The following is a 23,974-nucleotide window of genomic DNA, read 5'->3' on the forward strand; positions in this document are numbered from 1 at the left end:
GAGCGATCGCGCGCCCACACACCAGCGCGGCGGGCACTGACGCCGCCAGCCATGTGGCGACGGTGGTGACGATGCAGAGGGTCAGCAAGGGACCTCACCCCAGCTCACATAGTCAGCCGCGTCGTCGTCGACGGTGCTCAGCACATGTTTCCGCTCGGCGTATTGATGGGCGACGAGCATGGCCTCGTCCCAGGTATCGCAAACTCCGACGTATGTGCCCGTGAAGCTCCCGCACCATGGCTCCCGCTCAAGTGCCCAGACGTACCAGAAGTCCTGAGACAACCGGCTACCAGCAAGGAGCAGGTTTCGAGGATCGGCGTTGGGGAGCCTGCTGAACAGGCCGACCTCGCCCTTGTGAACGGACATGCGCGGGCGGTCCAGATCACGACGTCGCGCTCGGGACTGCGCCAGGCGCTGCTGCTCCTCGTGGGTTTCCAACAGCTCGCGGGCACCGATCATGGCCTTCGTGACCGCGGCGGCGAACGCGGCGAGGCGCTGGGAGATCAGCGGCTCAGCCACGACGATCACCCACCCCGCCATGGGCCAAGGTGTACAGGCCAAGGCCGATCAGGCCGGCCATGAGGACGGTCATGTTCCCACCGCCGGCCAACCAGGCCTCGAGCGGGTCCGGGATCAGCGCGCAGACCGCGTTGAGAATCGTGTTCATTGGTCTTGTCCTGTCGTGTCCTGGGCGGGTGCCCGATCGAAAGAGGCCGGGGAGAACTCGAGGTCCGCGGCACATGTGTCCCCCAAGAACACTTGTGCGGGGGCGGTCCCCGAGTTCCCCCACGAGATCTCGAACGGCGCAGAGTTCCGCACGGCCCGAGACAGGCAGTGGTGGACGAACCTCGCCACTGCGATCCGGCGGGAGCGGGCGTCCGTATGACGGACAATGCCCACGACCTCCCAGTCGGTGTCCGAACGCAGGTCCGTGAACGTGACCTGCTCGTAGGTGGTGGCCTCCCCCGCGCTCATGACGCCGCCCGCTCGTTGTGCGCAGCCCGCGAGCGCGCGGTGGTGCGGAACGGTGAGACCGTGGGCGGGGTGAGCTCCGCCGCCGGCTCCGGGCCCTGGTCTGATGCACGCCCGGGCTTTTTCCTGTCGGACGGGCGGACGGCGGTGTGGCGCAGGAGCGCGCGCACGTCCTCCGGGAAGAACAGGATCTTGCCGCGGCCACCGCGGTGGTGGGCGATCTCTCCGCGGGAGGCCATGCGCTTGAGCTCCGACTCGGAGTACAACAGCGTGGTCTGCGCGACCTCGGCCGGGGTCATGGGCGTGAAGTCCGTGGGGGTGCTCATCGGTCTGCCTCCGAGAGGAAGTCGCGGATGGAGTCGAGGCCTTTGGAGGTGATGCGCACCTGGGGGGCGGCGTGGACGCGCTCCCCCGTCTTCTGGTCCTCGTACGTGCGGGCGCGCTCTGCCAGGCGGCCCCGGTCGATCTGGACCTGGTAGGCCCGCGGGTTGCGCTTGGCGTCGCGGTAGATCCACCGCTTCGACTCGAGCAGCCGGCGCAGCTTGTGCTCACCGATCACCCGGCCGGAGTTCCGGGACAGCGCCTTGGCCGCCTCGTTGACCGAGACGTCACCGGTGGAGGCGAGGAACTGCGACCAGGCGTTGGCCTTCGGCTCGAGCTCAGCGATCTTCGCGGTGGACTCCTCCACACGGGCCGTGAGAATCTGCATCGCCTCGAGCACCAGTTGATCCGCGGACTTCGGAAGCGCGTGGGCCTCAGCCACCTCTGCCTCGCGGGTGCGGACCGCGAAGTACGACTGGGCCGCGGCGATCTCCGGTTTGCGCGGGTCACCGTTCATGGCCACGAGATACGCGGCGTAGCGGCTCAGCTGGTAGTCCTTCCGGGGACGACCACCAGAGTTTTCGGTGACGCCAACGAAAAGTGTCTCGACGCTCAGGCCCTGGTTCGCGGCCGCGACCATGCTGCGATCCACTGCCGCCACGAAGTTGCGCCAGTCAGCCCCGTACCCGAGCAGCGGCATGAGGTCCCGCGCCGACCACCACTCGCGAGCGCCGTCGGTCTGCTTGATGTCGTCGAACGGGGAGCCGCCGAGCTGGTCTCCGAACAGGTTCAGATCCTGGCTCATGCCGCACCACCCTCGGTACGCTCGGAACCCCGAGCAGAGGAGACACCACCATGGCCACCCAGATCTACCTGTCCAGGCCGACCGCCGTGATTCCCGTCGCGAACGTGTTCGTCGCTGGTCTTCTGCAGCGCGCGGTTCAGGCGCGCTTCGAGGGCGGCGCCGAGACGGTGGCCCTTGTCTACGACTACCGCGGCGAGCCGCAGTCCGTGGAAGTAACCCCGCAGACCGATTGGGAGATCACGACGACCGACGCCGCGTGCCTCCTCGACGACGAGGAGCTGGCGACGTTCAACAACCGCGGGTTTGTCGGCCAGGTTGAGCCGTTGACCGGCCCCATCGATGTGGCGGTCGCGGAAGAATTCATCAGGGAGACCACTCCGGAGGTTTGAGGTCGCGGCCCGCACCTGATTCTGGAACCACTCGAGCGTCTCGGGCCGATAGAACGGGCGAGCGGGCACGGGCCGCAGGCCCTGCACGGGCCGGTCAAGATCAGCCTTCGTCCGTGGCGCGTGCTGGCGCGAGCACTTCAAGCACGCCACCACCACCTCACCGCTGTAGATGAAGCCCCCGGCCTGCGGCCCACGCCGCTGCCGGAAGTCCACCAGCTGCCCGCACACACGGCACTGGTCACCGTCACGGCGGCGAGCGCGAACCTGGGCTTCCCGGCTCCTGGTGCGTTCGCGGTCCGCGCGCTCAACCTCCGCCGACGCGCGCATCTCCCGGCGTGCTTTCACGAAGAACGCCTCCTCCTCCGTGAACTCCAACTGCGTGCTCATGCTGCACCTCTCTGGTTTGCGACAACCTGGTCACTTGCCACTTTGGGCATGGGCTTCAAGGTCTCCTCCTCGAAGAGGTCCTCCCAAGGGACATCCAGGCGGGCCGCGATGGCTACCGCGAGATCCTCGGACAGGGTCGGCATCTTGCCGGACTCGATCAGATAGATCGTGTTCTGCGAGCGCCGGACAAGGAATGCCAGGTCACGTTGCGAGTAGAAGCGCTGCTTGCGCCACCGCCGGATCCTCGCCGGATCTTTGACACGCATCCACGTCTCCTTCCGTTTTCCGCGGTTGTACTTGAACCGCTCGATCGTGATGACTGACATCATGCCTCCTCGTGAATCGTTTTGACAAGTGAAACCTATGCCACCTGTCACTCACTTGTCAACATGACCTATTGCTCTTGCCGCTATTTATGCCACCGTGACTGCCATACTGGGGTTGTCACTTGTCACGAAACTTCCCCGCCCACTTCCTCAACATCTGCTCCGAAAGGCACAGTTCCCATCGTGAACCAGCCGCGATCCCTGCAAGACCTAGCCCAGATGGCCGCAGAGCGACACCAGCTCTCCGGACGACAGCTAGCGCTCAAGGCGCAGGGCGCCGGCTATCCGCTCACCCACACTGTGGTCAACCAGATCCTCGCCGGGCGCTACACCTCCCAGCTGCGATCCGATCGACTGCGCGGCCTAGCCTGGCTAGCCGGTGTGAGCGAGCGGACCGCGTTCGCAGCGGCAGGCCTCCCCGCACCCGGCCAGCCGCTTGCCGATGAACTGCCCGACGGCGTGGACAACCTCTCCCCCCGCGCACGCAAGGCAGTCCTCGAGCTGATTAGGGTGCTCGTCGAAGCAGAGAGAAGTGACCACCATGAATACGACACCGAGGACCACGAGCAGGAACCGCGGGCGGAAGCGGGCGGCGCGCAGCCGACGCAACCGTCCCCCATGAACCACGCCGGGGTGAGCCCGGCGCAAGACGGCCTCGCGGCCAGGCGTCGCACGCGGCCGGCTCCGGTAGATCGTGAGCTCGCGGTGGCGGCGGATGACTCGCCGAGCGTGGGCCGATCGATGCGTGAGGCGCAGGATGATGCCGCCGAGGCACCAGACGCTGGCGGTGAGTGGGACGACGGGGCCTGATCCCACGACACGTTGTGACGGATGGCAACGGCGGGCCCGTGTCCCGGTAGGTTTATGCGCACGCACTCGTTTGCTTTCGCATGAGAGATCCACCGCGCACGTCACACCAGGGAGAACCACATGAGCACCCCCGTCAACGGCCCGGGCCCCGAGGGTCAACCCGAGAACCACCGCCCGCAGGATGGTGGACAGCAGGGCTACCAGCAGGGCTACTACCAGGAGCCGCCGAAGAAGAAGCGGAAGAAATGGCCGTGGATCGTGGGCGCCATCGTCCTCCTGCTGATCCTGCTCTTCGCCGGTTGCGCCGCGCTGATCGGTGGGGCGGCGAAGTCAGTGAACGACTCCATCCAGTCCAGCGCGCCGAGCGAGTCAGCCGAGGGCGGGAGCAGCGACGGGGCCGCGAGCGGGAAGGACCAGCTGCAGGTCGACGCCACAGCATCGGAGTCGGCCACCGCCTCCTACGGTGCCGGCGGATCCATGAGCACCGCCGAGATGGGCACGACCTGGACCGAGACCGTGACCGCCAAGACCACGGACTTCTTCACCGTCACCGTGCAGGACAAGTCCGGCGCCTCCGACGCCAAGGTGACCTGCAAGCTCACGCGCGATGGCAAGACAGTCCAGGAGAAGTCCGCGACGGGTGCCTACTCCATCGCCACCTGCACGGACACGCCGTAACCAGAACGCACCACCAGCACTACACACGAGGCGGGGCCCGGGGTCACCCCGGGTTCCGCCTTATGTGTGTCCCCGCCCGCAACTACATTCGAACGCATGTTCGACCCTTGGGCAATCACACACGAGCGCGGTATCGAGGTCATCCGCCTCCCCCTGCGGCACCTCAGCGGCTACACGGATGGCCGGCGCATCTGGTTGGACCAGCACCTCACAGCCACAGAGGCCCGGTGCACCCTCACCCACGAGCTCATCCACCTCGCCCGTGGCCACGACCAGCACCAGCCGCCTGCCGTCGAGGACCGCGTACGCGCGGACACCGCGCGCCTGCTTGTCCCCTGGGCGGCCATCACCGCGCATGCCGGGTCCCAGCTGAGCCCCTGGCACCTCGCCCACGAGCTCGGCGTGACGGAGCGTGTGCTCGCCGACCGCCTGCAGCACGCGAGCGCCGCGGAGATCGCAGAGCTGCGACGCGTGGGTAGCTAGATCCCCACTACGGGTAGGACACGACGAGTGTAGCGGCCGCCGTATCGCACCGTTTCGGGCCGTTCTGCCGTGTACCGTAAGCCACATTGTGAGCGACACCCCCCCCGCAGTGAAGACGAGAGATCCCCGCAGACGATGAACACCCCCACCGAGGTTGAGAACGAGCCGATCAGGTCCGTCAAACTCCTGGCGCAACCGTCCCCCGTCTGCTCCGGGAGCGCTGAGCTCCAGTGACCGGGCCCCGGAAGTACACCAAGACGAAGACGGTCTCCTTCTACACCCTTACCTACATGGAGGGACGGAAACGGCACTACATTGATGAAGGGGCAATCGATTGGGCCGCGCTGTTCGAGTCGTGGAAAGACCGGCCCCGCTCCGACTTCACCCTCGAGGGCATCGAGTACGAACCCCGCGTCCAAGACGGGAACGCCGTACTCATCATGCACAAGCCGCTCTCCTCGGACTTCCTCACCAAGGGCGGTGAGACCGGCCCTCGAGTCGATGCAGAGCCCGCCGATGAGGAGGCCCTCCGCAGGTTCGCCAAAGCGACAGCCGTGGTCTTCATCGGAAACGGAGACATCATCGGTGTCGGCAAGGGTGGCGATGCTTCGAGCCCCGGCCTCACGTACCTGCGGCAATTCCTCGACGAGTACGTGCCCATGCACGGTTCGGCAAGCTGGAGGACCGACCCGTTCCTTGCAGAGTCCGACCTGCGCCGGCTTAAGACCGAGGCCGAGGCCGTTCGCCAGTTCTCCTTCAAGTACCACACGCAGAAGGACCTCTTCGATGCGGAAGCGGCCACGTCCACGAGCTTCAACTCTTCGATGCACCGACTCGCGGACTCCGTGGAAACGGACATCGTTGTCAGCATCGATGTGGCCCTGCCTCCCAGCGCCTCCAGGCAACAACGGCAGAACATGCGGAATTTCATTCGCGCGGAAGCCGCAGACCTGGTCCGACACTCTGCTGCGAAACCACCCGCCGTCACCGCGGAGATCGATGGGGTCGAGGAGGAGCTCTTCCTTACCAAACACCGCCTCACCCGCACCGCCGAGATCACCAAGGAGAGCGCGATTTCCGGGTCCTTCAACGCGCTCGTGAACGAGGTGATCAGGGTCTCAGTTGAGGTCGATGAAGACCTCTTCGAGTAGCCTGGGATGACTGGGCGCAAGGGGAGGTGACGAACGATGAAAACCTGGCTGATCCATCACCCATGGTTCGACTTCGTCATCGCAGGCAGCATGGCTCTGCTGGCCCTTCTCGTCGGCAAGGCGGTAGACATGGGCATTGCCACGACGACCCGGACTGCGGTGGCCGGCGCGGTGTCAGCCTTCGCAGGCATAGCTGTTGCGGCGGAGATCTTCGCGTTCAGCCACCTGTATGCCTCCACGAGCGAGCGGCTGCAGCGAATCTTAGCGGCTGGTGATAACGCCAAGGTCATGGCCAGCAACTGGATCAGCTCATTAGTGGGAACCGTGGGATCTGCGGTCGCCGCCATCCTGGTCCTCATCGTCAGCGATGCTCTTCCTACCCTGGCTCTCTCCACACTGCTCGGCGCGACAGGCCTCACGGCTCTTGGCTTGTGCCGAGCCATCTACTGGCTGGACTTCACTCTCCTCCAGCACCGCGTCGAGCAGCAGGTCTCCGTTGATCCCCGTCCCCCGGGGGTCCCGACGAAGTCGCGGAGAACCCCCAGACAACCAGAGAAGATCTGAGGCCCGCTCGCGTCACCGGCTACTTCGTTCCGCGGGTGGAGACCGAGCGGTTGCTCGTACCCTGGGCGGCGATCACCGCGCACACCGGCTCGCAGCTGGGCACCTGGCACCTTGCTCCGGAGCTCGACGTCACCGAGCGCCTGCAGTACGCGAGCTCGGAGGAACTGCAGGTGCTGCGCGGGGCGGGTAGCTAGTCGAGGGCTGCGGCGGCGGCGACGTCGGCGTCTGCTGCGAGGTGGCCGTAGGTGTCGGAGGTCGTCTTGATGGACTCGTGGCCCAGGCGGCGCTGGATGACTGTGAGCGGGACTCCTGCGGCGATCAGGCGCGAGGCGTGGGTGTGGCGCAGGTCGTGGACACGGGGGCGTGCACGGAGCTGGCCATCGAGCGCGCGCATGGCGGGTTCCCAGACGAGGCGGTGGAAGACGACGTTGTGCAGGGGGCCTTCACGGGAGGGGAACACGAGGTCGGCGGGGGTCTTGTCGGCGATGTGTTCGCGCAGCTGGGCGGTGAGGGCTTTGGGGAGAACGACGCTGCGGCGGCCTCTGGCGGTCTTGGGTGCCCCGGTGACCCATTCCCCGCCCGCGCGCTTCCAAGCCCGGGAGACGGCCACCACGCCATGCTCCTGGGCTAGATCCAGGTCTGCCACCTGCAGGGCGGTGGCCTCGGACCAGCGCAGGCCCGTGCCGGCGAGGAACTGCACGAGCAGCTTATGTCGGGCCTCGGGGATCGTGGCCACGATCAGGTCCAGCTCCTCGGCGGTGAGGAACACGGGCTCGCGGCGGGCTTCACCCGTGGGGAGTTTCACGCCCTTGGCGACGTTGGCGTCCACCAGCCCGCGGGCGGTGGCATCAGTGAGCGCGGCCGAGAGCAGGGAGTGGACGTTCTTCTTCGTCTTCGCGGCCACGGTCATTCCGTTGACCCACCTGTTGACGTCCGTGCGGGTGAGCGTGTCCACCGGGATGGCGCCGAGGGTGGGGGTGATGTGGCGGGCCGCGATCCTGCGGTACTTCTCCCGGGTGCCGGCCGAGACACCGGTGAGGCCCTCGATGTGCTCGGCGACGACGGTGGCCACGGACGGTGCGGTGGAGCGCATCTTGGAGGCCGCCTGGGCCGCGAGCGCGAAGGACTGGCCGTTGGCGTTGAGGAAGTCCGTGAGGGACTGGGCGTCGGCGCGGGTGGCCAGTGTGCGGGAGGTCTGCTTGCCGGTGTCGGCGTCGCGCCACAGGACCGCCCAGGAGGTGGTGCCGTCCTTGCGGGTGCGCTCTCGGATGCTGGCCATGCCCTGAATCGTAGGGTCTGTGTCAACGAGAAAGGCCCCGGTGTCAACACCGGGGCCTTTCTCCTGCCCCTGACTAGGGGCCTTACTGTGCGCGAGGGGGGACTTGAACCCCCACCCTCTAATACGAGGACTAGCACCTCAAGCTAGCGCGTCTGCCTATTCCGCCACCCGCGCAGGTGTCCGAACCGCGGCGTTTCCGATCTCCCGAAAACCTTCTCGGCCCGTGGCAACGACAAGAAACGTACCACAGTTGCGCGGTCCGTTCGAACTCGACCAGGGCCGGACCGTGCACTCCTCGGGAGCACGGCCCGGTGCGGGTGCTACCGACCTGCCTGCGCCAGGAAGTCCTCCGCGCCACCCACGAGTTCCACGTGACCGGTGGGAACGTCCGCAGTGACCATCGCGGCGATCTCCTGGGCGAACTCATGGACGGTGTAGAGCTTCCCGGCGGCCTCGCGGCGCTCATCCAGTGCTCCCGGGCGGGCCCGGTTGAGCAGCGTGGCCGTGACGGTGCCCTCGATCATGTCCGCGGAGACCACCACGAAGCCGATGCCCTTGTCCTGCAGCTCGGGCACGCGAGCCGTAAGGGTGTCTTCCCCGGCGCGCTTGGACTTGGCCACGGCCTCGTACTCGGGCATCGTCTCCACGTCGTTGATGAAGTGTGCCTGGTGGCTCGTGACGAACACCACGCGGCCACCCTGGGGAAGCGTCCGCAGGGCCTCGGTCAGGGTGTCGTTCTGGGCGTCACGGTTCAACCGCAGGGCGTAGTCCTCACCCATCTCGGTCTCCATGCCCCCGGAGGCGTTGAGGATCAACACGTCCACGCCACCGAACTCGTCCACGGCGGCACGGAACAGACCCGCGCGAGACTCGGCGTCTGTGATGTCCGCCTGCACGGCGATCGCGTGGCCGCCGGCCTCCGTGATCTCCTTGACCACCTTGTTGGCCCGGGGGGCCTTCTGGCGGTAGTTGACCACCACGTTGGCGCCCTCACCGGCGAGGATCTTGGCGGTGTCCGCGCCCACGCCTCGCGAGGATCCGGTGATGACCACGGTCTTGCCTGCCACTGAACTCATGCGGTTTCTCCTTCGAGGGGTGCGGGAATCGGCGGTGTCAGTGCCCCAGGCCCAACCCGCCGTCTACGGGGATGATAGCGCCGGAGACGTAGGCCGCGGCGTCGGAGGCAAGGTATTCCACCGCTCCGGCGACCTCTTCCACGTGCCCGAAACGCTGGGCCGGGATCATGGAGAGGTAGTTGTCTTTGACCTCGTCGGAGAGCTCATGGGTCATGGCGGTGTCGATGTAGCCGGGGGCCACCACGTTGGCGGTGATCCCGCGGGAACCGAGTTCGCGGGTGATGGCGCGGGCCATGCCGACCAGTCCGGCCTTGGAGGACGCGTAGTTCACCTGACCCGGCGCGCCCGTGTACCCCACCACGGACGAGATGAAGATGATCCGGCCGTGCTTCAGTCGCATGAACCCCTTGGTCGCGCGCTGCACCACCCGGAACGCGCCGGTGAGGTTGGTGTCGATCACGTCCTGGAAATCGGCGTCCTTCATGCGCACCAACAGGGTGTCCTTGGTGACCCCGGCGTTCGCCACGAGTACCTCCACGGGACCGAACTTCCCCTCGATCTCCCGGAAGGCCGCGTTCACGGAGGCGGTGTCGGTGACGTCCGCCTGCACGGTGTACGCGCCGTCGGGCCCGTCCCTACCGGAGCGCGAGGTGACCACCACGTTGTCCCCGGCGGCGATGAACCGTTCCGCGATCGCGAGGCCGATACCTCGATTGCCTCCGGTGACGAGCACGGTGCGAGCGGCGGAGGACTGGTCAGACATGATGGAACCTTCCGTGGAGGGGCGGGCGCGGCGGGCAAGCCCACCCTCGTATCAAGACCTCACAGCATCCTAACCGGCCTCTGACCGGCGGACATCCCCCGCTTGGGCGCCACACACAACGGTGAGATAATGCTCAGAACGCTCACAGTCAGCCGTGGCAGTGTCGCCCCGCGGGTACACCCCCAGATCGTTCGCCGAAGGACCGGTTCCCATCTCACCTTCCCAGCCGCAGTCGCATGGTTCCACCGAGGTTCATTCGATCACCTCGGCGGCGGATCCGCACACCACCGACATAGCACACCGCATGAAGGTCTATTCCTTCCAGATGGCGCTGCGCGTGGTGTGCATCATCGGAGTGGTGCTGATCGACAACCTGATCGCGCGGATCCTGCTCGTGCTGGGCGCTGCGATCCTGCCGTGGCTCGCGGTCATGATGGCCAACCGCGGCGCGGACCGCTCCGAACGCTCGGGTTCCGCGTACCGCCCACCCACGCGCACCGAGTTGCCCACGAGCGCCGAGTCGCAGGAGCGGGCACCGGATCCGGAGACCGTGGTCGTGGACGGGGAGTACACCGCCCCGCCCCCGCAGCGCGAACTGCCCCCGCCCCGCGCGGTCACGCGCCGCAACTGAAGCGGGCCCGCCCCCGCGCCCACCGCACCGCACGATTTCTGGGAGGATTTCTTCACCGTGGGATTCGATCTGCTCGGCTCTCTGGACCCGCAACGCCCCGCGCCCGACGACGCCGCACCCCGCCCCCGCGCGGCGGCACCCGAGGCCGTGTGCTCTCGCCGGGGCTGTTCGCGTCCCGCGCAGTGGACCCTGCTGTGGAACAACCCCCGCGTGCACACCCCCGAGCGCCGCAAGGCGTGGCTCGCGTGCGACGAGCACCGGGAGCACCTGGCCGACTTCCTGGGCCAGCGTGGCTTCCTCAAGACCATCACACCGTTCGAGGCCCCCGAGGACGCGACGCCCGACGCCGCTGCGAGCCAGGACATCCCGCACGAGCCCGGCGCGGGTGACGGCCGCGCCGAGGTCGGGGACGGCGGCGTCGTCCGACCCGAGGAATCGGGGCGCACGCCTTGATGCGCAAGTACAAGTTCCTGGGCACCCCCACGTGGCTCGGCTGGTTCGCGCTGTGCTGCGTAGCTGCGGCGCTGTGCCTCTACCTGGCCCACTGGCAGATGTCCCGCAACGACCACCTGGTCGCGGAGAACGCCAAGATCAGCAAGAACTACGACGCCCCGGCCTATGACTCCGCCCGCGGCATCCCCCTGTTCCAGGACTACGACGACTCGCAGACCTGGCACCCCGTGGAACTGCGCGGCACGTACGTGCCCGAGGAGACCGTGCTGATCCGCAACCGTCCGCACGACGGGCGCGTGGGGTACGACGTCCTGGTCCCGTTCCGCACCGTGGAGGGACCCGTGATCGCGATCGACCGCGGCTGGATCCCCACGGACGACTCCGCGAACGGGATGCCGTCCGCGGTGCCCCCTCCCCGGTCCGGGACCGTGACCGTGACCGCCCGGCTGCGCCCCACCGAGGGCACCCTGGACCGCGGGGCACCCGAGGGTCAGTCCGCCTCGATCGACCTGCCCGCGTTCGCCGAACGCTGGGGTGGCGCGCTGGCCACGGGCGGGTACGGAGAACTGGTCTCCGAGGACCCGCCCTCGAGCGTGACCCCGCAGGCCGGTGAACGACCGGCCATCGAGTACGGTCCGCACCTGTCCTACTCGCTGCAGTGGTACGCGTTCGCGGTGCTGGTGTTCGTGGCCTACGGGTACTCGGCCCGCCAGCACGTGAAGAACCTCGAGTGGGATCGCGCGTACGCCGCGGAGGTGGAACGCCGGTTGGCGCAGTACTACGACGCCGAGGGCAACTACATCGGGGAGATGGACGAGTCGCTGATCATCCGTCAGTTGCAGATGGCCGACGACATGCCCGCGCATCTGAAGTCGCTGTACCGACCCAAGCGCCGTCGGGCCTCCACCGGCGTGAGCAACGAAGACGAGGAGGACGCTCTACTGGACGCCCTTGAGGCCGACAGGCGACACTGAGACGCAGACCCGCGCCCGCTTACGGCAGCCGAGGGAGCCGTCCCGGCGGGCGGTCCGCCCGAGCGGACGTTGCCTTGTCGGACGGGTCACCCATGATGAAGGAGTCGCTGTGAAGATCACCGCCGCCGTGCTCGAGGAGATCGGGCTGCCGCGCCCGTACGCCGAGTCCCATCCGCTGCGCCTCCAGGAGGTGGAGCTCGCGGACCCCGGTCCGGGCGAGCTGTTGATCCAGGTCCGGGCGGCGGGACTGTGTCACTCGGACCTGTCCGTGGTGGACGGCAACCGGGTGCGTCCCACGCCCATGGTGCTGGGACACGAGGCCTCCGGGATCGTGGAGGCGGTGGGTGAGAGTGTCACGGACATCGCCGTGGGTGACCAGGTCACGACCGTGTTCCTGCCCCGTTGCGAGGAGTGCGACCAATGCGCCACGGACGGGAAGCTGCCGTGCGGTCCCGGTTCCCGCAGTAACGACGCCGGGCTGTTGCCCGGTGGTGAGCGCCGATTGCACCGCGGTGAGGAGGAGCTGTTCCACCACCTGGGGGTTTCGGGTTTCGCGACCCACGCGGTGGTCAACCGCCAATCGGTGGTGCCCGTGGACAAGGACGTGCCCCCGGAGATCGCCGCCGTGGTGGGCTGCGCGGTGCTCACGGGTGGCGGCGCCGTGATCAATGCGGGCCGTCCCAACGATGGTGACACGGTGCTCATCGTGGGTCTGGGCGGCGTGGGCATGGCTGCGCTGCTGACCGCGGTCTCGCTCGAGAAGGGCCCGGTGATCGGGGTGGACGCGAACCCGGAGAAGCTCGCGCGCGCCGTCGAACTCGGAGCAAGCGCGGTGTACTCCCCCGAGGAGCTCGCCGAGCAGGGGGTGACGGCGGCCGTGGTGATCGAGGCCGCGGGCCACCCCCGCGCGTTCGAGACGGCGGTCGCGGCGACCTCGCCCGGGGGCATCATGGTGACGGTGGGGTTGCCCTCGCCGGACGCCCGGTCCACGATCTCCCCGCTGGGGCTCACCGCGCAGGCGCGCACGATCGTGGGTTCCTACCTGGGTTCGGCGGTCCCCGCGCGGGATATCCCCGTGTACCTGGGACTGTGGCGGGAGGGGAAGCTACCCATCGAGGAGCTGATCTCCCAGCGGATCGGTTTCGAGCAGATCAACGAGGGTCTCGATGCCCTCGCGGAGGGCCGGGCAGTGCGCCAGGTCGTACTGTTCGAGAACTGAGCCCCGCCGCGCCGGGTGCGGGAGCGGCGTACGTCCCCGCACCGTACGCGCCGCGAAGAGTCCCGCGGCGCGCCAGGCCCGTTGGTCCTCCAGCGGCCGCGGCAGGACGCCCGTGCTACGCGAGGGTGATGAGGTCCTGGTAGTCCTGGCTCCAGAGGTCCTCCACGCCGTCCGGGAGCATGACCACGCGCTCGGGTTCGAGCGCCTCCACGGCGCCCTCGTCGTGGGAGACCAAGACCACGGCGCCCTCGTAACTGTGCAGCGCGTTGAGGATCTCCCGCCGGGACGCGGGGTCCAGGTTGTTGGTGGGCTCGTCCAGCAGCAGCACGTTCGCCGACGACGCTACGAGCGTCGCGAGTGCGAGTCGCGTCTTCTCGCCGCCGGAGAGCACCCCGGCGGGCTTGTCCACGTCGTCGCCCTGGAACAGGAACGAGCCGAGGATCGTGCGCACCTGGGTGTCCTGCAGGTCCGGTGCGGCGCTCTTCATGTTCTCGAGGACGGTGCGCTCGGTGTCCAGGGTGTCGTGTTCCTGCGCGAAGTAGCCGAGTTTCAGGCCGTGACCCGCGACCACCTCGCCGGTGTCCGGGTCCGCCTGGCCCGCGAGCATGCGCAGCAGCGTGGTCTTGCCCGCGCCGTTGAGCCCGAGCACGACCACGCGGGAACCGCGGTCGATCGCGAGGTCCACATCGGTGAAAATCTCGAGTGAGCCGTAGGACTTGGACAGGCCCTTGGCCATGAGCGGGGTCTTGCCGCAATCGGCGGGCTTGGGGAAGCGGATGGCCGCGACCTTGTCCTGCACGCGTTCACCCTCGATCCCGGCCATGAGCCGTTCGGCTCGGCGGATCATCTGCTGGGCGGCCACGGCCTTGGTGGCCTTGGCGCGCATCTTGTTGGCCTGGTCCATGAGCACCCCGGCCTTCTTCTCCGCGTTGGCGCGTTCACGCTTGCGGCGGGCCTGATCCTGGTCGCGCTGCTGGAGGTAGTTCTTCCACGTCATGTTGTACACATCCACCACGCAGCGGTTGGCGTCCAGGTACAACACCTTGTTCACGACCATTTCCATGAGGTCCACGTCGTGGGAGATCATGAGGACCCCGCCCTGGTAGGAACGCAGGAACTCGCGCAGCCACACGATCGAGTCGTGGTCCAGGTGGTTGGTGGGCTCGTCGAGGAGCATGGTGTCCGCGTCCGAGAACAGGATCCGGGCGAGCTCCACACGGCGACGCTGCCCACCGGAGAGCGTGTGCAGGGGCTGGTCAAGCACGCGCTGGGGCAGGTTGAGGTTGCTCGTGATGGTCGCGGCCTCGGACTCCGCGGCGTAGCCGCCGCCGGCCAGGAACTCCGACTCAAGGCGGTCGTAGCGGCGCATGGCCTTGGCCCGCACGGCGTCGTCCTCGGAGGCCATCTCCTCCTCCGCGCGGCGCAGCTTGGTGATCACACCGGCGAGGTTACGCGCGGACAGGATGCGGTCCCGGGCCAGCTGGTCCATGTCATCGACCTTGGGGTCCTGCGGCAGGTACCCGATCGATCCCGACCGCGTGACCTCACCCGCGGCGGGGAGCGTGAGCCCCGCGAGCACCTTGGTCATGGTGGTCTTGCCAGCCCCGTTGCGCCCGACCAGGCCCACCTTGTCGCCCTTGTCCACCCGGAAGTTCACCTCGTCCATGAGCAATCGCGCGCCGGCGCGCAGTTCGAGGTTCGTGACGGTGATCAACGGTGCAGGGCCTTTCGTGGGGCGGTCGAGCGAGTGCTCCCGGGACGACGCCGCACACCGTGCTCGGCGTGCGGCGCTTCGTGGATCGCGCTGGATGGAGGCGCCCGGGACAGACAGAAACCCCGTGGCTGCGGGGTCCTGCACCAGTCTACTCGCGGTCGCAAATCCACTCGACGAGCGGGCGCGGCCGGCGCGCGGGGCACCCGCGACCCATGCAGCGTCGTCCCGTGAGGTGCCGGCGCGGTGCACGGGCCGTGTGACCCGCCGGATGAGCAGGAGCGGTCGGGCGAGCGAGGGTGGGCGGGTGCCGAGGGCCCACACCACCGGGCTCCACTAGACTGCGGACCATGACAGCACCCGCGCGCGACACCCGCACCGTGACCTCATTCGACCTGGCCAACATCGCCGTGTTCGCCGCGCTGACGTGCGTGCTCGCGCTCGCTCCCGCCATCCCCGTGGGTGCGCTCGGGGTGCCCATCACACTGCAGACCCTCGGGGTGTACCTGACCGGCATGATCCTCGGGAGCCGCCGCGGTTTCGCCGCCCTGGCGCTGTACGTGATCGTGGGTCTGCTCGGCGTCCCGGTGTTCGCCGGCTTCGTGGGCGGACCGGCCGTCCTGGGCGGGCCCAGCGTGGGCTATCTGCTCTCCTTCCCGTTCGCCGCCGCCCTCGTGGGTGCACTCGCCCACCGCAGCGTGCGCGCCGAACGCGTACGACGCCGCGCGGGCTCCACCTCCGCGGCCCCCGAACGCCGTGGCGGGCTGGTGATCACACTCTTCGGTGCGGCGCTCGCTGGCCTCGTGCTCTCCCACGTCATGGGCATCGTGGGCATGATGCTCACCGCGGGACTGTCCCTTCGGGCGGCACTGCTCACCGATCTCGCGTTCGTCCCCGGTGACCTGGCTAAGGCACTCGTGGCGGCCCTGATCGCGGTGGCCGTGCACCGTGCCTTCCCCCGGATGGCCGGGGCGGTCCTCTGAGTGCAGCCTGCACTACGACCGGGCTCCTCCGAGCCCCTGTACTGCGCGGACGTCACCGTCACGGCGGAGGGACCCGCGGGTCCCGTGACCGTCCTGGACCGGGTCACGTGTGAGTTCACCGCGCCGCGCACCGCGGTGGTCGGGCTCAACGGCTCCGGCAAGTCCACGCTGCTGCGGCTGTTCAACGGGCTCGTGACACCAACCTCGGGTGTGGTGCGCACGGGCAGGGTGGACCCCGTGGCCTTCCCCCGGGAAGCTCGCTCGCTCGTGGGGTTCGTGTTCACCGATCCGGCCTCCCAGATCCTGATGCCCACACCGCTCGAGGACATCGAACTGTCCCTGCGGCGTCGCGTCCCGGACCGGGTGCAACGCGCTGAGCAGGCCCTGTCTTGGCTGCGCCGCATGGGGCTTGAGCACCGCGCACACCACAGCGTGTTCGACCTCTCCGGCGGGGAACGCCAGCTCGTGGCGCTGGCCGCCGTGCTCGCCGTGGAACCCCGGGTGCTCATCCTGGACGAACCCACCACGCTGCTGGACCTGCGCAATCGCCTCAAGCTGCGAGAGCTGCTGGACGGATTACCCCAGCAGCAACTTGTGAGCACTCACGACCTCGACCTCGCCGAGAGCGCCGAGCACGTGGTCGTGGTCCACGAGGCACGGATCCTCGATCAGGGTCCGCCCGAGCTCGTGCTCCCCCGGTACCGCGCGTGGTGCGCGCACGGTTTCCCCGGGGAGACTGCGTGAGGAGGTCGCGCGCCGACGACCTGCTGGGCACGTACGTCCCCGGGACCTCGATCCTGCATCGCAGTCCCCTGTGGCTCAAGACCGTGGTGCTGCTCGGCGCGTGCGTGGCGATCATGGCCGTGCGCGCGTGGCCGGTGTCCCTCGCGGCATTCGCGCTCAGCGCGGTGGTGTCCGCGGTCTGTGGTTTGGGGTTACGGCGGTGGGCCCGCTCCCTGCGCCCACTCCTGCTCCTCGTGGGCGTGCTGAGTCTCTACCACCTCGTGGCCAACGGTCCGGCCCGCGCGGCGGACGTCGTGCTCTCCCTGCTGGCCGTCGTGGGGATCACCCGGTTGCTCATCACCACCACACCGCTGCCCCGACTCATCGACGGCCTGGTCACCCTGTGCGCACCGCTGCGCCGGCTGGGTGTGGACCCCGAGCGGGTGGGGCTCGCGGTCTCACTCATGATCCGTTCGGTGCCCTGGTTGTTCGGCGTGCTCTCCGGGCTGCGCGACGCCGCCGCGGCACGCACCGTGCGCCCATCCCCCGTGCAGCTCGTGACACCGGCCGTGATCGCGACCGTGGACTACGCGCACCGCACCGGGGAGGCGCTCGCCGCGCGCGGACTCGAGTGAGCCCCCGCGCACGCGACGCGGAGGCCGTCCGACGCGCCACGACGCGGCGCCACGGCCCCGTACCATGCGGTTGCCCCGGTGGGGCCCTATGCTTCCCCCATGAGTTTCAATGACAACTCCCAGCTCAACGGCGGCCGCGTGGGTTCGGGCGGCGGTGGCCGCGGGATCGCCGTGGGAGGCGGGCTGGGCGGCGCCGTCCTGCTGCTGCTCGCGGGACTGTTCTTCGGCCAGGACGGCATCGATGCGCTCACTGGCGGAAATCAGGACGACACCCAGAGCACGCAACAGGTGGACTCCGGGCTCGCGGACCGCTGCCGAACGGGCGAGGACGCCAACCGGGACACCGAGTGCCGCATGGTGGCCACGGTCCAGTCCCTGGACCAGTTCTGGGGAGGGTACTTCCCCGAGGCCGCGGGCAAGAAGTACACGCTGCCGCAGGTGGAACTGTTCCGCGGGACCGATTCCACGTCCTGCGGCCAGGCGTCCTCCGCGACCGGCCCGTTCTACTGCCCGCCGGATTCCACGGTCTACCTGGACACCGGCTTCTTCGACCAGATGCGCAGCCAGTTCGGCGCGGACGCCGACGCCCTGGCCCAGGAGTACGTCATGGCGCACGAGGTGGGGCACCACGTGCAGAACCTGCAGGGCACCCTGGGCCGGGCGCAGCAGGACCCGCACGGCGCGACGTCGGCCGCCGTGCGCACCGAGCTGCAGGCCGACTGCTATGCGGGGATGTGGGCGCATCACGCGACCGAGCCCGGCGGGGCCGTCCAATTGGAACCGATCACGCGCACGCAGCTCGCCGACGCGATCGAGGCGGCCGGGGCGATCGGCGACGACCGGATCCAGGAGACCACCCAGGGTCGCGCGAACCCGGAGTCCTTCACCCACGGCACCTCGGCGCAGCGCCAGGCGTGGTTCCTCACCGGCTATCAGACCGGGGACATCCGCGCGTGCAACACGTTCACCGCCTCGGACCTGAACCGTCCTGCGGCCCTGAAGTAACCGTTCACACATCGTCATCCGGTGCGGCACGCCCCGGACGAGCCGCACCGGGGCAACACAGGTGACCGGCGCCCCGGTGTCGGGTCCGGGCGGCGCGTCCGGGCCCACTTCGTCGCGTACCTCGGCCAGCGCGGTCAGGGACACCGGGGCCCGTCCCAGTTGCCGGCCGCCGTGGTTCGAGACCCGGTGCTCAGGTCCGCGTGCTCGGTCCCGTGCAGGACGCGCGGGAGCAGTTCCACGGATTCGAAGGCCTCGCGGCTGCGCCGGTGGGTCAGTTCCTGCCCCGCGGCGCCGTCCACGTAGTCGAATGCGGGTTTCGGGGTACGACGCCGCGCGATCCGCCGCAGCGCCTCGATGTCCGAGGCCTGGGAGACCGCGCCGCCCGGCGATCCGGGTTGAAGGAGCCGAGGCGCATGAGGGGTTTCAGTTCGGACAGCTGGGGTAGTTGGCGTTGCAGGGAGTATCTCCCGATCCGGACGTGGGCCGCGGGCCCGACATGGGCATCGGATCCGAACGTAGCACCGCCCGCGCCATGGAACCCTCGGATGGGGCCGAGCACATGGCTGCCGGGGGCTCTGCGCATCCGAGTCATGCGGGAGGGGTCCGGGTACGCGTGAGGGCGCGGGGTGGTTCACCCCGCGCCCTCACGACACGCATCGACTCAGATGTTGAAGCCCAGGGCCCGCATCTGATCGCGTCCGTCCTCCGTGATCCGCTCGGGACCCCACGGGGGCATCCAGATCCAGTTCACGTGCCACTCGTCCACGGTGGGGGCCAGGTTCTGAGCGACCTGTTCCTCGATCACGTCCTGCAGCGGGCACGCGGCCGTGGTGAGCGTCATGTCCAGACGCAGGGAATCGTCATCCTGGTAGGCCAGCCCGTAGAGCAGCCCCAGGTCCACGATGTTGACACCCAGCTCGGGGTCGATCACGTTCTTCAACAGATCCGTGATCTCGGCAAGCGACGCCTGGCCATTGGGACCGGGGGTCTCCGCCGTGACGGTCTCGGTGGAATCGCTCATCGCGACCTCCTCTGAAGTGGTGTGCGGGGACTTACTTGGCGGGGGCCCGCACGTAGCGGTCGTAGCCCTCGTTCTCGAGCTGGTCGGCGAGCTCGGGACCACCCTGGTCCACCACGCGCCCGTCCGAGAACACGTGCACGAACTGCGGCTTGATGTAGCGCAGGATCCGCGTGTAGTGGGTGATGAGCATGATGCCCGTGTTGTCCTCCTGCAGGGCGCGGTTGACACCCTCGGAGACGATCTTCAGGGCGTCCACGTCCAGACCGGAGTCGGTCTCGTCCAGCAGCGCGATCTTGGGCTTGAGGATCTCGAGTTGCAGGATCTCGTGACGCTTCTTCTCGCCACCGGAGAAGCCCTCGTTCACGTTGCGCTGCAACATGTCGCTGTCGATCTTCAGCTTGTCCATGGCGGTGCGCACGTCCTTGGTCCACGTGCGCAGGGACGGGGCCTCGCCCTCGATCGCCGTCTTGGCCGAACGCAGGAAGTTGGAGGTGGTCACACCCGGGATCTCCACGGGGTACTGCATGGCCAGGAAGAGCCCGGCGCGGGCGCGCTCGTCCACGGACATCTCCAGCACGTCCTGACCGTCCAGGGTCACGGAACCGGAGTCCACCTGGTACTTGGGGTGACCGGCGATCGTGGAGGCGAGCGTGGACTTCCCGGAACCGTTGGGGCCCATGATCGCGTGCACCTCACCGGAATTGATGGTCAGGTTCACGCCCTTGAGGATGGGCTTGGTGGTCTCGTCGTCCAGGATGACGGACGCGTGGAGGTCCTTGATCTCCAGAGTTGACATGAAGCAATTCTCCTAGTGTTCGTGCGCACCCGATCGGTTCGCGAGCCGGATGCGGGAAGGTCGTGGATGGGAACTGCCGCGGCGCGTGGGCCGGGCGCTCAGTTCTCGGTGCGGGCCAGCTCGTCCTCGAGGGACGCGCGCAGCTGTTCCTCGAGGGACTCGACGCCCACCTGTTGGATGATCTCGAACAGGAACCCGCGCACCACGAGGCGCCGCGCGTCCTGCTCGGGGATCCCGCGGGACATCAGGTAGTACAGGTGCTCGTCGTCCAGCTGACCCGTGGTCGAGGCGTGACCGGCGCCGGCGATCAGGCCGGTCTCGATCTCGAGGTTCGGCACGGAGTCCATGCGGGGGCCGTCGTTGAGGATCAGGTTGCGGTTGAGCTCGTAGGTGTCCGTGCCCTCCGCTTCCGCGCGGATCAGCACGTCGCCGATCCACACGCCGTGGGCGTTCTCGCCCTGCAGCGCGGACTTGTAGGTCACGCGGGAACGGCACCGGGGCACGGAGTGGTCCACGAACAACCGGGATTCCAGGTGCTGGCCGTCGTCCACGAACGTGAGACCGTACATCTCCACGTCACCACCGGGAGCGGTGAAGCGCGTGGACGGGGTGACCCGCACGAGGTCCCCACCGAGGCTCACGAGCACGTGCTTGAAGGTCGCGTCGCGGCCCAGGCTCGCTTGCTGCGAAGAGGCGTGCACGGAGTCGTCGTCCCATTCCTGGAGCGAGACGACCGTGAGGTTGGCACCGTCCGCGACCGAGAACTCCACGTTCTGGGACAGCACGGCGGAGCCCACGTGTCGCAGCACCACGAGCGCGCGGGAGTTCGTCCCGGCCTCGATCACGATGTGCTGGGCTGCGGGCTCGGCCGACTCACCCGTGATCGTGACGATGACCGGCTCGGTGACCTGCGCGTCGCGCGGGACGCTGAGCACGGTGGCTTCGCGGAAGTTGGACCACGCGTTGGCGGAGACCCGGTCCTCGGGGATGCCCACCGAGCCGATGCGGGAGTCCTCGCGGGAGACCGTGGTGAGCTCCACACCATCGCCGCCGGAGACCGACACGGCCGGGGCGGGCCCGTCCAGGGCGGAGTCGTCGAGTCCGCGCAGGCGCTTGATCGGGGTGAATCGCCAGTCCTCGAGCTTAGTGCTCAGCGGCGGGAAGTCCGCGACGTCGTAGGAGGTGAAACGACCCGCGCGCGAGGAATCCGGGACACCGGAGATGTCACCGTGCTCCGTGTGCCTAATCTCGGGCTCACCGGCCTGGTTACGACCCTCCTGGAGGGTCTCGCCCTCCTGGCTCATCCCGGGAATCGCCACGCGGTCCTCACCGGTGGGGACCCCGTTCACCTGTTCGGTGGTGTCCTGGGCGGTCTGATCAGTGGTGGACATATCAGCCAACGGATCCTTCCATTTGCAGTTCGATGAGACGGTTCAGCTCGAGCGCGTACTCCATGGGCAGCTCGCGGGCGATCGGCTCCACGAAGCCGCGCACGATCATGGCCATGGCCTCGTCCTCGGGCAGACCGCGCTGCATGAGGTAGAACAGCTGCTCCTCGGAGACCCGGGAGACCGTGGCCTCGTGACCCATGGTGACGTCGTCCTCGCGGATGTCCACGTACGGGTAGGTGTCCGAGCGGGAGATCGTGTCCACGAGCAGGGCGTCGCACACCACGTTGGACTTGGAGTGCTTGGCGCCCTCGCGCACCTGCACCAGACCGCGATACGCGGAACGACCGCCGTTACGGGCCACGGACTTGGACACGATCGACGAGGACGTGTTCGGGGCGATGTGCACCATCTTGGAGCCGGTGTCCTGATGCTGGCCCTCACCCGCGAACGCGATCGACAGCGTCTCACCGCGGGCGTGCTCACCGGTCATGTAGACCGCGGGGTACTTCTGGGTGACCTTGGAGCCGATGTTGCCGTCCACCCATTCCATGGTGGCACCCTCGTGGGCGATCGCGCGCTTGGTCACCAGGTTGTACACGTTGTTCGACCAGTTCTGGATGGTCGTGTAGCGCACCCGGGCGTTCTTCTTGCAGATGATCTCCACCACGGCGGAGTGCAGCGAGTCCGTCTTGTAGATCGGCGCGGTGCAACCCTCGATGTAGTGGACGTAGGAGTCCTCGTCCGCGATGATCAGCGTGCGCTCGAACTGGCCCATGTTCTCCGTGTTGATGCGGAAGTAGGCCTGCAGCGGGATGTCCACGTGCACGCCCTTGGGCACGTACACGAACGACCCGCCGGACCACACGGCCGTGTTCAGTGCGGCGAACTTGTTGTCGCCCACCGGGATCACGGTGCCAAAGTACTCCTCGAAGAACTCGGGGTGCTCCTTCAGCGCGGTGTCCGTGTCCATGAAGATCACGCCCTGGCGCTCCAGGTCCTCGCGGATCTGGTGGTACACGACCTCGGACTCGTACTGCGCGGCCACACCGGCCACCAGCCGGTTGCGCTCCGCCTCGGGGATGCCGAGCCTTTCGTACGTGTTGCGGATGTCATCGGGCAGTTCCTCCCAGGAGCCGGCCTGCTGCTCGGTGGAGCGCACGAAGTACTTGATGTTGTCGAAGTCGATCCCGGACAGGTCCGCACCCCACGTGGGCATGGGCTTGCGGTCGAAGAACTTCAGACCCTTGAGCCGCAGCTGGGTCATCCAGTCCGGTTCGCTCTTCTTGGCCGAGATGTCCCGGACCACTTCTTCGTTGACGCCGCGGCGCGCGGAGGCACCGGCGTCGTTCTTGTCGGCCCAGCCGTACTGGTACTGACCGATCCCCTCGAGCTCCGGGTTCATCTCCAGGATCTCGGAAATCGTGGTGTCACCTGACGTGTTGCCCGCGGTCTCCGCGGGCACAATGCGCTCGGTCATGACAACCCTCCCTGTCGTGCGGTTGTGTGGTTGGTGGAATTCGAGTGACCCGCAGTGCGCAGTTGCAGCGGGACGTGTGTGGTGCAGACGTGGGCGCCGGCCGCCATGGTGGACAGCCTGCGGACGTCCACGTCCAACAGTTCGGAGATCAGTGCAGTTTCCTGTTCGCAGAACTCGGGGTACTCGCTCGCGATGTCCTGGATGGGGCAGTGGCCCTGGCACAGTTGCGCCGAGCGCAGCGTAACGCCCTTGGGTCCCCGCGGGATCACGGTGGTGTGCGAGGCCACGAAGCCGTCGCGGCTCATGGCCGCGGTCAGGGCGTTGAGGCGATCGTCGACGTCGGGCCCGGCCGCCTCGACCTGCGGGCGGTAGCGTTCGCGCATGCGCTCGATCTGCTCGGCGACAAATGCTTGCACGAGCTTCTCACCGCCCACGCGCTGCATGGTCTCCAGCGCATGGTGTGCGAGTCCGAGGTAGTCGTGGCCGAGCTGTTCGTGGCCCCCGGGGGCGACGACGTAGCGCCGGGCCGGGCGCCCCGCGCCCGATTGCGCGCTGCGCAGGGCGGAGACCTCGATGAACTGTTCGGCCTCGAGCGCGTCCAGATGGCGCCGGACGGCGGCGGGGGTCAACCCCAGGTCCTTGGCGATCTGGGCGGCGGAGATGGGACCGTGGGCGAGCACCAACGAGAGCACCCGGGAACGGGTGGTGTCATCCTGGTCCGTGCGGACCGCACCGCGGTCCGTGGCAGGTGAACTCATGCTCGGTGCAACATCCTTCGAGTGATGACGGTTGGCTCGGGGCGCGGCGTCCGCGTCGATCCCACCGGGTGAGCGCCATGCAGCGTAAAAACCCTCGTGGTGGGACACGCAATACATAACGAGGGTATGTCCTAATCCATTCCCGGCCAAACGGCTCCGATAGGAGAACCGGGGCCCAAGACCCTTCGGCGAA

General features: G+C 68.0%; 31 protein-coding genes and 1 tRNA gene. 15 read left to right on the plus strand and 17 right to left on the minus strand.

Features of this window, described 5'->3' with window-relative positions:
- Positions 1-81 precede the first annotated feature (81 nt).
- The 5 genes from RF650_RS05830 to RF650_RS05850 are packed head-to-tail and all read right to left on the minus strand — an operon-like array spanning position 82 to position 2,098.
- A complete protein-coding gene (locus RF650_RS05830) occupies positions 82-540 on the minus strand; it encodes a hypothetical protein (protein WP_368814396.1) in 459 nt (152 codons plus the stop codon).
- Positions 512-667: a hypothetical protein gene (locus RF650_RS05835; protein WP_368814397.1), complete on the minus strand. Its 156-nt coding sequence runs from the start codon at positions 665-667 to the stop codon at positions 512-514. Before RF650_RS05835 ends, RF650_RS05830 begins: the two co-directional genes overlap by 29 nt.
- Positions 664-975, minus strand: coding sequence for a hypothetical protein (locus tag RF650_RS05840; RefSeq protein ID WP_368814398.1), 312 nt, complete (start codon positions 973-975; stop codon positions 664-666). The genes RF650_RS05835 and RF650_RS05840 overlap by 4 nt, the downstream gene beginning before the upstream one ends.
- Positions 972-1,298 carry a hypothetical protein gene (locus tag RF650_RS05845; RefSeq protein ID WP_368814399.1) on the minus strand — a complete coding sequence of 109 codons (327 nt, stop codon included), beginning with the start codon at positions 1,296-1,298 and terminating at the stop codon, positions 972-974. The genes RF650_RS05840 and RF650_RS05845 overlap by 4 nt, the downstream gene beginning before the upstream one ends.
- Positions 1,295-2,098 carry a phage antirepressor KilAC domain-containing protein gene (locus RF650_RS05850; RefSeq protein WP_368814400.1) on the minus strand — a complete coding sequence of 268 codons (804 nt, stop codon included), beginning with the start codon at positions 2,096-2,098 and terminating at the stop codon, positions 1,295-1,297. Before RF650_RS05850 ends, RF650_RS05845 begins: the two co-directional genes overlap by 4 nt.
- A gap of 50 nt (positions 2,099-2,148) precedes the next feature.
- Here RF650_RS05850 and RF650_RS05855 point away from each other — a divergent pair, with 50 nt between their 5' ends.
- Positions 2,149-2,487: a hypothetical protein gene (locus RF650_RS05855; protein ID WP_368814401.1), complete on the plus strand. Its 339-nt coding sequence runs from the start codon at positions 2,149-2,151 to the stop codon at positions 2,485-2,487.
- A gap of 383 nt (positions 2,488-2,870) precedes the next feature.
- Here RF650_RS05855 and RF650_RS05860 read toward each other — a convergent pair whose 3' ends face one another.
- The gene (locus RF650_RS05860; RefSeq protein ID WP_368814402.1) at positions 2,871-3,203 is read right to left on the minus strand and encodes a helix-turn-helix transcriptional regulator; all 333 of its coding nucleotides are present in this window, start codon (positions 3,201-3,203) and stop codon (positions 2,871-2,873) included.
- Between the two features lie 180 nt (positions 3,204-3,383).
- Between RF650_RS05860 and RF650_RS05865 the strand changes: the two genes are divergently transcribed.
- From RF650_RS05865 to RF650_RS05890, 6 genes are all read left to right on the plus strand, one after another.
- A complete protein-coding gene (locus RF650_RS05865) occupies positions 3,384-4,010 on the plus strand; it encodes a hypothetical protein (RefSeq protein WP_368814403.1) in 627 nt (208 codons plus the stop codon).
- 120 nt (positions 4,011-4,130) lie between these two features.
- The gene (locus RF650_RS05870; RefSeq protein ID WP_368814404.1) at positions 4,131-4,688 is read left to right on the plus strand and encodes a hypothetical protein; all 558 of its coding nucleotides are present in this window, start codon (positions 4,131-4,133) and stop codon (positions 4,686-4,688) included.
- Positions 4,689-4,784: 96 nt separating this feature from the next.
- Positions 4,785-5,171 (plus strand): ImmA/IrrE family metallo-endopeptidase, encoded by a 387-nt coding sequence (locus RF650_RS05875; protein ID WP_368814405.1) that lies wholly within the window; start codon positions 4,785-4,787, stop codon positions 5,169-5,171.
- A 230-nt stretch (positions 5,172-5,401) separates the two neighbouring features.
- On the plus strand, positions 5,402-6,322 hold the full coding sequence (locus tag RF650_RS05880; protein ID WP_368814406.1) for a hypothetical protein: 921 nt from the start codon (positions 5,402-5,404) through the stop codon (positions 6,320-6,322).
- A gap of 36 nt (positions 6,323-6,358) precedes the next feature.
- The gene (locus RF650_RS05885) at positions 6,359-6,886 is read left to right on the plus strand and encodes a hypothetical protein (protein WP_368814407.1); all 528 of its coding nucleotides are present in this window, start codon (positions 6,359-6,361) and stop codon (positions 6,884-6,886) included.
- Positions 6,887-6,936: 50 nt separating this feature from the next.
- Positions 6,937-7,080: a hypothetical protein gene (locus tag RF650_RS05890; RefSeq protein ID WP_368814408.1), complete on the plus strand. Its 144-nt coding sequence runs from the start codon at positions 6,937-6,939 to the stop codon at positions 7,078-7,080.
- On the opposite strand, the gene RF650_RS05895 is transcribed toward RF650_RS05890, so the two are convergent.
- The 4 genes from RF650_RS05895 to fabG form a co-directional block, all read right to left on the minus strand.
- A complete protein-coding gene (locus tag RF650_RS05895; RefSeq protein ID WP_368814409.1) occupies positions 7,077-8,165 on the minus strand; it encodes a tyrosine-type recombinase/integrase in 1,089 nt (362 codons plus the stop codon). The genes RF650_RS05890 and RF650_RS05895 overlap by 4 nt on opposite strands.
- Before the next feature lie 88 nt (positions 8,166-8,253).
- Positions 8,254-8,339: transfer RNA gene (locus RF650_RS05900), tRNA-Leu, on the minus strand.
- Between the two features lie 146 nt (positions 8,340-8,485).
- Positions 8,486-9,241 (minus strand): SDR family oxidoreductase, encoded by a 756-nt coding sequence (locus RF650_RS05905; protein WP_098053397.1) that lies wholly within the window; start codon positions 9,239-9,241, stop codon positions 8,486-8,488.
- A 37-nt stretch (positions 9,242-9,278) separates the two neighbouring features.
- Positions 9,279-10,004 carry a 3-oxoacyl-ACP reductase FabG gene (fabG, locus tag RF650_RS05910; RefSeq protein WP_131332908.1) on the minus strand — a complete coding sequence of 242 codons (726 nt, stop codon included), beginning with the start codon at positions 10,002-10,004 and terminating at the stop codon, positions 9,279-9,281.
- Between the two features lie 259 nt (positions 10,005-10,263).
- Between fabG and RF650_RS05915 the strand changes: the two genes are divergently transcribed.
- The 4 genes from RF650_RS05915 (at position 10,264) to RF650_RS05930 (ending at position 13,281) form a co-directional block, all read left to right on the plus strand.
- A complete protein-coding gene (locus RF650_RS05915; protein ID WP_368814454.1) occupies positions 10,264-10,635 on the plus strand; it encodes a DUF3099 domain-containing protein in 372 nt (123 codons plus the stop codon).
- 57 nt (positions 10,636-10,692) lie between these two features.
- Entirely contained in the window at positions 10,693-11,088 is a 396-nt protein-coding gene (locus RF650_RS05920; protein ID WP_239318668.1) for a hypothetical protein, read from the plus strand.
- Positions 11,088-12,062 (plus strand): SURF1 family protein, encoded by a 975-nt coding sequence (locus RF650_RS05925; protein WP_131333924.1) that lies wholly within the window; start codon positions 11,088-11,090, stop codon positions 12,060-12,062. Before RF650_RS05920 ends, RF650_RS05925 begins: the two co-directional genes overlap by 1 nt.
- Positions 12,063-12,171: 109 nt before the next feature.
- Positions 12,172-13,281 carry an alcohol dehydrogenase catalytic domain-containing protein gene (locus tag RF650_RS05930; protein ID WP_131332906.1) on the plus strand — a complete coding sequence of 370 codons (1,110 nt, stop codon included), beginning with the start codon at positions 12,172-12,174 and terminating at the stop codon, positions 13,279-13,281.
- A 115-nt stretch (positions 13,282-13,396) separates the two neighbouring features.
- On the opposite strand, the gene RF650_RS05935 is transcribed toward RF650_RS05930, so the two are convergent.
- Positions 13,397-14,995 (minus strand): ABC-F family ATP-binding cassette domain-containing protein, encoded by a 1,599-nt coding sequence (locus tag RF650_RS05935; protein ID WP_098053392.1) that lies wholly within the window; start codon positions 14,993-14,995, stop codon positions 13,397-13,399.
- A 347-nt stretch (positions 14,996-15,342) separates the two neighbouring features.
- Between RF650_RS05935 and RF650_RS05940 the strand changes: the two genes are divergently transcribed.
- The 4 genes from RF650_RS05940 to RF650_RS05955 all read left to right on the plus strand — a co-directional run bounded on the left by RF650_RS05940 (position 15,343) and on the right by RF650_RS05955 (position 18,338).
- Positions 15,343-15,975 (plus strand): biotin transporter BioY, encoded by a 633-nt coding sequence (locus RF650_RS05940; protein ID WP_131332904.1) that lies wholly within the window; start codon positions 15,343-15,345, stop codon positions 15,973-15,975.
- On the plus strand, positions 15,976-16,719 hold the full coding sequence (locus tag RF650_RS05945) for an energy-coupling factor ABC transporter ATP-binding protein (RefSeq protein WP_242670410.1): 744 nt from the start codon (positions 15,976-15,978) through the stop codon (positions 16,717-16,719).
- A complete protein-coding gene (locus RF650_RS05950) occupies positions 16,716-17,333 on the plus strand; it encodes an energy-coupling factor transporter transmembrane protein EcfT (protein ID WP_035962028.1) in 618 nt (205 codons plus the stop codon). Before RF650_RS05945 ends, RF650_RS05950 begins: the two co-directional genes overlap by 4 nt.
- Before the next feature lie 99 nt (positions 17,334-17,432).
- Positions 17,433-18,338: a neutral zinc metallopeptidase gene (locus RF650_RS05955; protein WP_368814410.1), complete on the plus strand. Its 906-nt coding sequence runs from the start codon at positions 17,433-17,435 to the stop codon at positions 18,336-18,338.
- A gap of 134 nt (positions 18,339-18,472) precedes the next feature.
- Here the strand turns inward: RF650_RS05955 and RF650_RS05960 are convergent, their stop codons facing one another.
- The 6 genes from RF650_RS05960 to RF650_RS05985 form a co-directional block, all read right to left on the minus strand.
- A complete protein-coding gene (locus RF650_RS05960) occupies positions 18,473-18,637 on the minus strand; it encodes an alpha-hydroxy-acid oxidizing protein (protein WP_368814411.1) in 165 nt (54 codons plus the stop codon).
- 362 nt (positions 18,638-18,999) lie between these two features.
- The gene (locus RF650_RS05965) at positions 19,000-19,359 is read right to left on the minus strand and encodes a metal-sulfur cluster assembly factor (protein WP_035962032.1); all 360 of its coding nucleotides are present in this window, start codon (positions 19,357-19,359) and stop codon (positions 19,000-19,002) included.
- A gap of 31 nt (positions 19,360-19,390) precedes the next feature.
- Positions 19,391-20,155, minus strand: a complete 765-nt coding sequence (sufC, locus tag RF650_RS05970; protein WP_206399204.1) for a Fe-S cluster assembly ATPase SufC — start codon at positions 20,153-20,155, stop codon at positions 19,391-19,393.
- Between the two features lie 98 nt (positions 20,156-20,253).
- Entirely contained in the window at positions 20,254-21,546 is a 1,293-nt protein-coding gene (gene sufD / locus RF650_RS05975) for a Fe-S cluster assembly protein SufD (protein ID WP_064845265.1), read from the minus strand.
- A gap of 1 nt (position 21,547) precedes the next feature.
- Positions 21,548-23,023 (minus strand): Fe-S cluster assembly protein SufB, encoded by a 1,476-nt coding sequence (sufB, locus tag RF650_RS05980; protein ID WP_064845266.1) that lies wholly within the window; start codon positions 23,021-23,023, stop codon positions 21,548-21,550.
- Complete coding sequence (locus RF650_RS05985; protein ID WP_368814412.1) at positions 23,020-23,781, minus strand: helix-turn-helix transcriptional regulator; 762 nt, start codon at positions 23,779-23,781, stop codon at positions 23,020-23,022. The genes sufB and RF650_RS05985 overlap by 4 nt, the downstream gene beginning before the upstream one ends.
- Positions 23,782-23,974 lie beyond the last annotated feature (193 nt).

The organism is Kocuria sp. CPCC 205297, from assembly GCF_040981035.1.
Taxonomy (GTDB): Bacteria; Actinomycetota; Actinomycetes; order Actinomycetales; family Micrococcaceae; genus Kocuria; species Kocuria marina.

Excerpts from the sequence above, each read along its gene's own strand:
- RF650_RS05830 (WP_368814396.1), bottom strand. The coding sequence starts at position 540 with ATGGCGGGGTGGGTGATCGTCGTGGCTGAGCCGCTGATCTCCCAGCGC.
- RF650_RS05835 (WP_368814397.1), bottom strand. The coding sequence starts at position 667 with ATGAACACGATTCTCAACGCGGTCTGCGCGCTGATCCCGGACCCGCTC.
- RF650_RS05840 (WP_368814398.1), bottom strand. The coding sequence starts at position 975 with ATGAGCGCGGGGGAGGCCACCACCTACGAGCAGGTCACGTTCACGGAC.
- RF650_RS05845 (WP_368814399.1), bottom strand. The coding sequence starts at position 1,298 with ATGAGCACCCCCACGGACTTCACGCCCATGACCCCGGCCGAGGTCGCG.
- RF650_RS05850 (WP_368814400.1), bottom strand. The coding sequence starts at position 2,098 with ATGAGCCAGGATCTGAACCTGTTCGGAGACCAGCTCGGCGGCTCCCCG.
- RF650_RS05855 (WP_368814401.1), top strand. The coding sequence starts at position 2,149 with ATGGCCACCCAGATCTACCTGTCCAGGCCGACCGCCGTGATTCCCGTC.
- RF650_RS05860 (WP_368814402.1), bottom strand. The coding sequence starts at position 3,203 with ATGATGTCAGTCATCACGATCGAGCGGTTCAAGTACAACCGCGGAAAA.
- RF650_RS05870 (WP_368814404.1), top strand. The coding sequence starts at position 4,131 with ATGAGCACCCCCGTCAACGGCCCGGGCCCCGAGGGTCAACCCGAGAAC.
- RF650_RS05875 (WP_368814405.1), top strand. The coding sequence starts at position 4,785 with ATGTTCGACCCTTGGGCAATCACACACGAGCGCGGTATCGAGGTCATC.
- RF650_RS05885 (WP_368814407.1), top strand. The coding sequence starts at position 6,359 with ATGAAAACCTGGCTGATCCATCACCCATGGTTCGACTTCGTCATCGCA.
- RF650_RS05895 (WP_368814409.1), bottom strand. The coding sequence starts at position 8,165 with ATGGCCAGCATCCGAGAGCGCACCCGCAAGGACGGCACCACCTCCTGG.
- RF650_RS05905 (WP_098053397.1), bottom strand. The coding sequence starts at position 9,241 with ATGAGTTCAGTGGCAGGCAAGACCGTGGTCATCACCGGATCCTCGCGA.
- fabG (WP_131332908.1), bottom strand. The coding sequence starts at position 10,004 with ATGTCTGACCAGTCCTCCGCCGCTCGCACCGTGCTCGTCACCGGAGGC.
- RF650_RS05925 (WP_131333924.1), top strand. The coding sequence starts at position 11,088 with ATGCGCAAGTACAAGTTCCTGGGCACCCCCACGTGGCTCGGCTGGTTC.
- RF650_RS05940 (WP_131332904.1), top strand. The coding sequence starts at position 15,343 with ATGACAGCACCCGCGCGCGACACCCGCACCGTGACCTCATTCGACCTG.
- RF650_RS05955 (WP_368814410.1), top strand. The coding sequence starts at position 17,433 with ATGAGTTTCAATGACAACTCCCAGCTCAACGGCGGCCGCGTGGGTTCG.
- RF650_RS05965 (WP_035962032.1), bottom strand. The coding sequence starts at position 19,359 with ATGAGCGATTCCACCGAGACCGTCACGGCGGAGACCCCCGGTCCCAAT.
- sufC (WP_206399204.1), bottom strand. The coding sequence starts at position 20,155 with ATGTCAACTCTGGAGATCAAGGACCTCCACGCGTCCGTCATCCTGGAC.
- sufD (WP_064845265.1), bottom strand. The coding sequence starts at position 21,546 with ATGTCCACCACTGATCAGACCGCCCAGGACACCACCGAACAGGTGAAC.
- sufB (WP_064845266.1), bottom strand. The coding sequence starts at position 23,023 with ATGACCGAGCGCATTGTGCCCGCGGAGACCGCGGGCAACACGTCAGGT.
- RF650_RS05985 (WP_368814412.1), bottom strand. The coding sequence starts at position 23,781 with ATGAGTTCACCTGCCACGGACCGCGGTGCGGTCCGCACGGACCAGGAT.